Genomic DNA, 6,751 nt, shown 5'->3' on the forward strand with positions numbered 1-6,751 from the left:
TCGAGAAGATGTCGGCCAACCTGGCGCGCGCCGCCCTGACCGCTCAGGGCGCCATCGCCGAGGCGGCCCTACGCCAGGCCGAGCGACCAGCGGCCCTGTCCCCCGACCCGTTCCACGTGGCTCCGGCCCTCACCGACGTCATGGGTCGGTTGTCATCCCAGCCCGAGCGGCTGGTCCGCGCCCAGGCCGACCTCTTCCAGCGCTATCTCGAACTCTGGCAGTCGGCCGCCCGCAAAGCCTCGGGCGAAACGGTCGAACCCGTGGTCAGCCCGGCCAAGGGCGACAAGCGCTTCAACGATCCCGACTGGGCCGAGAACCCGGTCTTCGACGTGATCAAGCAGTCCTACCTGCTGACTTCGAACTGGTTGAACGCGCTGGTCTCCGACGTTCAGGACGTCGATCCGATGAACAAGCGCCAGGTCGAGTTCTTCATGAAGATGCTCACCGACGCCTTCTCGCCGTCGAATTTCCTGGCCTCGAACCCCGCGGCCCTGCGCGAGGCCATGTCCAGCCAGGGCGAATCCCTGGTGCGGGGGATGGAAAACTTCGCCGCCGACCTGCAACGCGGCGGGGGCAAGCTGTCGATCAGTCAGACCGACTACGAGATGTTCGAGATCGGCCGCAACGTGGCCACGGCGCCGGGCAAGGTCATCTTCCAGAACGAGATCCTGCAGCTCATCCAGTTCCAGCCGACCACGGAACAGGTCCATGAGATTCCGCTGCTGATCTTCCCGCCCTGGATCAACAAGTTCTACATCCTGGACCTGCGGCCCGAGAACTCGATGATCCGCTGGCTGGCGGACCAGGGCTTCACGGTGTTCGTGGCGTCCTGGGTCAATCCGGATCAGAAGCTCGCCGCCAAGACCTTCGACGACTACATGCACCAGGGCATCTATGAGGCCACGGACGCGGCCATGGCCCAGGCCGGCGTGACCCAGGTCAACACCGTCGGCTACTGCATAGGCGGCACCCTTCTCTCCTCGACGCTCGCCCACATGGCGGCCAAGGGTGACAAGCGGATCGCCTCGGCCACCTTCTTCGCCGCCCAGCAGGACTTCGCCGAGGCCGGCGACCTGCTGCTGTTCACCAACGAGGACTGGCTGAGCGATCTCGAGAAGCAGATGGACGCCGGCGGCGGAGTGCTGTCGGGCAAGACCATGGCCGACACCTTCAACATGCTGCGGTCCAACGACCTGATCTGGTCGTTCTTCGTCAGCAACTACCTGATGGGCAAGGAGCCCAAGCCCTTCGACCTGCTGTTCTGGAACTCCGACCAGACCCGCATGCCCAAGGCCCTGCACCTGTTCTACCTGCGAAAGTTCTACGGCGAGAACGCCCTGGCGAAGGGTGAGCTGGTCATGGACAACGTCAAGCTCGACCTTAGCAAGGTGAAGACCCCGGTCTATGTCCAGTCGTCCAAGGAGGACCACATCGCCCCGATGCGGTCGGTCTATCGCGGGGCCAAGCTGTTCGGCGGGCCGGTCACCTTCACCCTGGCGGGATCGGGCCACATTGCTGGGGTGATCAACGCCCCGGTGGCCAACAAGTACCAGCACTGGACCAACGCCAACCTGCCCGACACCCCCGAGGCCTGGATGGATGGGGCCAAGGAGACACCCGGCTCCTGGTGGCCGCACTGGGCCGAGTGGCTGAAAGCCAAGTCCGGCGGCATGGTCGAGGCCCGCGACCCGGCCAAGGGCAAGTTCAAGCCGATCGAGGACGCGCCCGGCTCCTATGTGAAGGTGAAGTCGTAGGTTCATGTTCAAACTGTTGTTGGTGGGCCTGGGCGTACTCCTGGCCCTCTGGATCGGCGCGGGGTTCGCGGTGGTCGCCGCGGCCGGGCCGTTCAAACCCGACGGGAGCTTCGTCGACATCGGCGGGCGCAAGCTGCGGCTGGTCTGCAAGGGCCCGAAGTCCACTCTCCCCGTCGTCTGGATGGAGGCCGGCGCCTGGGGCCTGGCCGCCGACTTCGCCGCCGTGCAGCAGAAGCTCACGGCGCGCGGCCTGCGGTCCTGCGCCTATGACCGGGCCGGCCTCGGCTTCTCCGATCCCGGCCCCAAGCCGCGCGACAGCGCCGCCATCGCCGCCGACCTGGAAAAGCTGGTCGCCGCCTCGGGCGAGCGCGGCCCTTTCATCCTCATGGGTCATTCCATGGGCGGCCAGCACGTGCGGCTGTTCGCCGGCAAAAACCCCGACAAGGTCGCGGGCCTGGTGCTGCTGGAAGCCACCACGCCGGAAATGACCAGCGACCCGCGCGCCGAGCGGTTCCTGTCGCGGGTGCGCACAGTGGGCCGGATCACCGCCGTGGCCGGCAGCCTGGGGCTGATCCGCGTCGCCTACGGCTTCGGCGACCGCATCGGCTTGCCGCCCCAGGGTTCGGCGGAGAAGAAGCACGCCTTCGTCTCGGGCCGACACACCCGCACCGCCGCCGACGAGGTCCTGGCCTGGACTCAAGGCTCGATCCAGGCTGGCGCGGTCTCGCTGGACCCGGCCTGGCCGGTCGCCGTGGTCACCGCCGGCGACGCCGCGCGCATGGCCGAGTGGAACATCGCCCGCCGCGCGCCTGAGCGCGCCTCCCGCGACGGCCGGTACGAGAACGTCCCCGACGCCGAGCACGCCACCTTGCTGGGCCTCACCCATGCCGACGCGGTGGTCCGCGCCGTCGACCATGTCCTGAAGGCGCTGCCGCGCCCTGCTCCGGAGCTACCATGAAGGCCTTCGCCCTCCCCGCCCTGCTGATGCTGCTCGCCGCCCCGGCCCAGGCGGCGACGCCGCAGGAGACGTTCTTCGCGCGCCTCAGCGCCCTGTGCGGCAAGAGCTTCACCGGACGCGTGGTGACGACCGATCCTGCCGACGCCGCCTTCGCGGGCAAGGCGCTGGTCATGACCGTCAAGACCTGCAGCGCCAACGAAGTCCGGATCCCGTTCCACGTGGGCGAGGACAGGTCGCGAACCTGGGTGGTGACCCGCGTCAACACCGGCCTGCGCCTGAAGCACGACCATCGCCACGCCGACGGGACCGAGGACGTGGTCAGCCAGTACGGCGGCGATACGACATCACCGGGCACGGCGTCACGCCAGGAGTTCCCGGTGGACCGGTTCTCCAAGGACCTGTTCGTCCGCGAGAATCGGGGGGTGTCAGTGACCAATGTCTGGGCGATGGAGGTCGAACCGGGGAAGACCTTCGCCTACGAACTAAGCCGGCCGGAGCGGCGCTTCCGGGTGGAGTTCGATCTGGCCGCGCCAATCTCCCCGGCGCCCTAGCCGGGGAGAGCACGAGGCTTCCCTAGGCCGCGAAGCGCGCGATGACATCGGCCAGCGGAACCTGACCCTTCATCGCTCCGGACCCGGCGGGGGTCTCGCCCGCCTCGATGGCCAGGCCGAACACGAAGGCCGGATCAGTCTCGATCCGCCGCCGCATCGCCGCCAGCCGTGGATAGGTCGAGACGTCGAGCACCTCGTGGAACTCCGCCCAGCGCGCCACGCCGGCCAGGACGCCGTCGGCCAGGGTCGGATGATCACCGACCAGATAGGGTCCGTCGCCGACCAAGGCCTCCAGCCGCGCGTGACGTTCGATCACCGCCTTGCGCCCATAGGCGCGCAGCGGCGCCTGCATCGCCGGGTCAGGTGGGTTCATCTCCAGCGCCGCCCAGAGCGGGCTGAAGGCGCCGGTGAAGCCGGTGTTCACGAAGCCGATGAGCTGGTGCATGCGGTCGGCCTCGGGTGTGCCCGGCGCAAAACTGACGCGGCGTTCCGTGTCGCGGGTCTCCAGCCACTGGGCGATGGCCACGGTCTCGGTCAGCACTCGGCCGTCGTCGGTGATCAGGATCGGCGTCTCGCCCCGGTCGTTCAGGCGTCTGTAGTCGTCGCTCTTCATGTCTTTCAACATGTCGACGCGGCATAGGCTGTAGGGCTGGCCCAGCCACTCGAAGGCGGCCACCAGGCCGGTCGCGCTTCCCAGCGGGAAGCCGTAGACCAGGATCGGTTCCATTGTTCGCTCCGTGATGTTTTGAGGATCACGCTGCGCAGCGAGCCTGGAACTTGGGCGCCGGGCTCCCAATGTAAATGACGCACAAATTTGTAACCGAGGGTCCGCCGCATGAAGGACGTCGTCTCCCGCTGCCCCATCGAGGAAGTCATGCGGGTGCTCAGCGGTCGCTGGCCGACCTTGCTGCTCTACTATCTGAAGGACGGGACCAAGCGGTTCAGCGACCTGAAGCGCGACAATCCCACGGTCTCGGCGCGAATGCTGTCGCTGGAGCTGCGCAAACTGGAGGACGCCGGGATCGTCCGGCGCACGGCGCATCGCGGCTATCCATTGCGGGTCGACTATGACCTCACCCCGTCCGGGCTGAAGCTCGTGCCGCTAATCGACGGGTTGGGCGACTGGTGGGACCACACCGCCGAGGATCGGTCGGGGGTGCGGATCCGGGACGCGGCTTAGGCCGCGATGAACCCCAAGGCGTCGCCGTTGTTGCAGTACCTCAGCCCGGTCGGCCGCGGGCCGTCCGGGAACACGTGGCCCTGGTGGCCCAGACAGCGGGCGCAGTGGTATTCGGTGCGCGGGAACCCGATCTTGTAGTCGGTCTTCTTGCCGAGCGCGCCCTTGATGGCGGTGTAGAAGCTGGGCCAGCCGGTGCCGCTGTCGTACTTCCATTCGGACTTGAACAGCGGCAGGGCGCAGCCGGCGCAGACATAGGTCCCGCGGCGCTTTTCCTTGTTGAACGGACTGGTTCCGGCCATCTCAGTCGCCTCGTGGCGCAGGACATTGTAGGCGCCGGGGTCGAGGCGCTTCTTCCACTCCGCGTCGGTGATCTTGCGCCACGGCGAGGCGGCGTAGGGGTCCGCCGCGGCGGCGAGGGCGAGGGCCGGCGCGACCGCAAACGCGACCGAGGAGCCCAGCAAGAAAGTGCGTCTATCAAGGGTCATGGCCTGTATACGGCGCGCCGCCGGTGACGGATGCAAGGCGTCGTCAGGCTTCCCAGGCATAGAGGGCGTCGGGGGTCTTTTCCTCGTTGTCGGCGCCGTCGGTCAGCCGCACGAGTTTGAAGCCGCGGGCCTCGTAGAACCGCCGGGCGCGGGCGTTCTGCTGGAAGGTCCAGAGCTGGCGCGGGGTCCCGTCCTCAAGCGCCTTGGCCAGCAGCCTGGGCCCGATCCCTAGGCCCTGGTGCTCTGGGTGGACATAGAGGTGCATGATCCAGCCGGGCTTGAAGGCGACATAGCCCGCGATCGCCTCCCCGGCCTCCGCCACCCAGGTCTCGCACTCAGGTAGCAGGCGCTCGCGGAAGAAGCACAGGTCCTCCTTCGGCGTATGCAACTCCGGCAGGTAGGGCAGCGACACGCGCATGGTGAGCCGGTGCAGCCGGGCGATGTCGCCTGCGTCGGCGGCGCTCGCCCGGCGCAGGGTCACAGGCCCGCGGCCTCCGGTAGACCCAGCATCAGGTTGAGGTTCTGCACCGCCGCGCCCGAGGCGCCCTTGCCTAGATTGTCCAGCAGGGCGACCAGGCGAGCCTGGCCGGTCTCCGGATTGCCGAACACGTAGAGCTTCATCCTGTTGGTGCCGTTCAGGGCCTCGGGATCGAGCTGGGCGTTGAAGCCGCCGGCCCCGGCGCGGGCCTTCTGCAGGGCCTTGGTCTCCTCGTCGGAGGCCACCTCGACGAAGGCCTCCCGCCGATAGGCGCTTGCCAGGGCGTCGCGCAGGTCCTCGGGCTTGGGCTTGGACGGCAGGGCCCAGAGCTGCAGCGGCACCTCGACGATCATGCCCTGGGCGTAGCGGCCGACCGACGGGGCGAATAGCGGCGGATGGTCGAAGCCGCCATGGACCTGCATCTCAGGCACGTGCTTGTGCTGCAGGGTCAGGCCGTAGGTGCGGAAGGCGTCGTTGGTCCCCTCGGGCCCAGGCGCCTCGAATTCCTCGATCAGGCCCTTGCCGCCGCCGGAATAACCCGAGATGGCGTTGACCGTGATCGGCCAGTCGGCGGGGATCACCCCCTCCTCGACCAGGGGCCGGGTGAGCGCGATGAAGGCGGTGGGATAGCAGCCCGGATTGCTCACCCGCTTGGACCCGGCGATGGCGGCGCGCTGGTCCGGAGCCATCTCGGGGAAGCCGTAGGTCCAGCCCGAGGCCGTCCGGTAGGCCGTCGAGGCGTCGATCACCCGCACTGAATTGGAGGTGATCATGCCGACCGCCTCCTTCGACGCCGCGTCGGGCAGGCACAGGATCACCGCGTCGACGCCGTTCAGCAGCTCGGCGCGAGCGTCGGGGTCCTTGCGCTTGGCCGGATCGATCGAGACCACCTCGAGGTCGCTGCGGCCTGCCAGCCGGTCGCGGATTTGAAGGCCCGTGGTGCCGGCCTCGCCGTCGATGAAAACTGTGCTGGTCATGGTCGTGATCCTGAACTCGGAAGCCAGATAGCAGAAGGGGCGCTTCGGTTTCCCGAAGCGCCCCTCCAAACGCGAGTGCTCGCGCGCGGGTTTAGCGCTTCGAGAACTGGAAGCTGCGTCGGGCCTTGGCCTTGCCGTACTTCTTCCGCTCGACCACGCGGCTGTCGCGGGTCAGGAAGCCGTGCGGCTTGAGCACCGGGCGCAGGCCCGGCTCGTAATAGGTGAGCGCCTTGGACAGGCCGTGGCGGATCGCGCCGGCCTGGCCGGACAGGCCAGAGCCTTGCACCGAGACGATGACGTCGAACTGGCCTTCGCGATCGGTGACCTGGAAGGGCTGGGCGATCATCATGCGCAGCACGGGACGAGCG

9 protein-coding genes are annotated in these 6,751 nt (G+C 68.0%); 4 read left to right on the forward strand and 5 right to left on the reverse strand.

Annotated features, from left to right (window positions below):
* The first annotated feature begins 8 nt into the window (after nucleotides 1–8).
* The 3 genes from phaC to Q8Q88_RS14165 are packed head-to-tail and all read left to right on the forward strand — an operon-like array spanning nucleotide 9 to nucleotide 3,263.
* Nucleotides 9–1,754: a class I poly(R)-hydroxyalkanoic acid synthase gene (gene phaC, locus Q8Q88_RS14155; RefSeq protein ID WP_371129862.1), complete on the forward strand. Its 1,746-nt coding sequence runs from the start codon at nucleotides 9–11 to the stop codon at nucleotides 1,752–1,754.
* Nucleotides 1,755–1,758: 4 nt separating this feature from the next.
* A complete protein-coding gene (locus Q8Q88_RS14160; RefSeq protein ID WP_305675828.1) occupies nucleotides 1,759–2,712 on the forward strand; it encodes an alpha/beta hydrolase in 954 nt (317 codons plus the stop codon).
* Nucleotides 2,709–3,263: a hypothetical protein gene (locus Q8Q88_RS14165; protein WP_305675829.1), complete on the forward strand. Its 555-nt coding sequence runs from the start codon at nucleotides 2,709–2,711 to the stop codon at nucleotides 3,261–3,263. Before Q8Q88_RS14160 ends, Q8Q88_RS14165 begins: the two co-directional genes overlap by 4 nt.
* 22 nt (nucleotides 3,264–3,285) lie before the next feature.
* Here Q8Q88_RS14165 and Q8Q88_RS14170 read toward each other — a convergent pair whose 3' ends face one another.
* Nucleotides 3,286–3,990, reverse strand: a complete 705-nt coding sequence (locus Q8Q88_RS14170) for a glutathione S-transferase family protein (protein WP_305675830.1) — start codon at nucleotides 3,988–3,990, stop codon at nucleotides 3,286–3,288.
* 108 nt (nucleotides 3,991–4,098) lie between these two features.
* Here Q8Q88_RS14170 and Q8Q88_RS14175 point away from each other — a divergent pair, with 108 nt between their 5' ends.
* Nucleotides 4,099–4,443 carry a helix-turn-helix domain-containing protein gene (locus tag Q8Q88_RS14175; protein WP_305675831.1) on the forward strand — a complete coding sequence of 115 codons (345 nt, stop codon included), beginning with the start codon at nucleotides 4,099–4,101 and terminating at the stop codon, nucleotides 4,441–4,443.
* Here Q8Q88_RS14175 and msrB read toward each other — a convergent pair.
* The 4 genes from msrB to rpsI all read right to left on the reverse strand — a co-directional run.
* Nucleotides 4,440–4,928, reverse strand: a complete 489-nt coding sequence (gene msrB, locus Q8Q88_RS14180) for a peptide-methionine (R)-S-oxide reductase MsrB (RefSeq protein ID WP_305675832.1) — start codon at nucleotides 4,926–4,928, stop codon at nucleotides 4,440–4,442. The two genes, Q8Q88_RS14175 and msrB, sit on opposite strands and share 4 nt — an antisense overlap.
* Before the next feature lie 43 nt (nucleotides 4,929–4,971).
* On the reverse strand, nucleotides 4,972–5,409 hold the full coding sequence (locus Q8Q88_RS14185) for a GNAT family N-acetyltransferase (RefSeq protein WP_305675833.1): 438 nt from the start codon (nucleotides 5,407–5,409) through the stop codon (nucleotides 4,972–4,974).
* Nucleotides 5,406–6,383 carry an N-acetyl-gamma-glutamyl-phosphate reductase gene (argC, locus tag Q8Q88_RS14190; RefSeq protein WP_305675834.1) on the reverse strand — a complete coding sequence of 326 codons (978 nt, stop codon included), beginning with the start codon at nucleotides 6,381–6,383 and terminating at the stop codon, nucleotides 5,406–5,408. Before argC ends, Q8Q88_RS14185 begins: the two co-directional genes overlap by 4 nt.
* A 91-nt stretch (nucleotides 6,384–6,474) precedes the next feature.
* On the reverse strand, nucleotides 6,475–6,751 hold a 277-nt coding region (gene rpsI, locus Q8Q88_RS14195; protein ID WP_305581058.1), incomplete at its 5' end, for a 30S ribosomal protein S9.

This window comes from Phenylobacterium sp. (assembly GCF_030697925.1).
GTDB lineage: Bacteria > Pseudomonadota > Alphaproteobacteria > Caulobacterales > Caulobacteraceae > Phenylobacterium.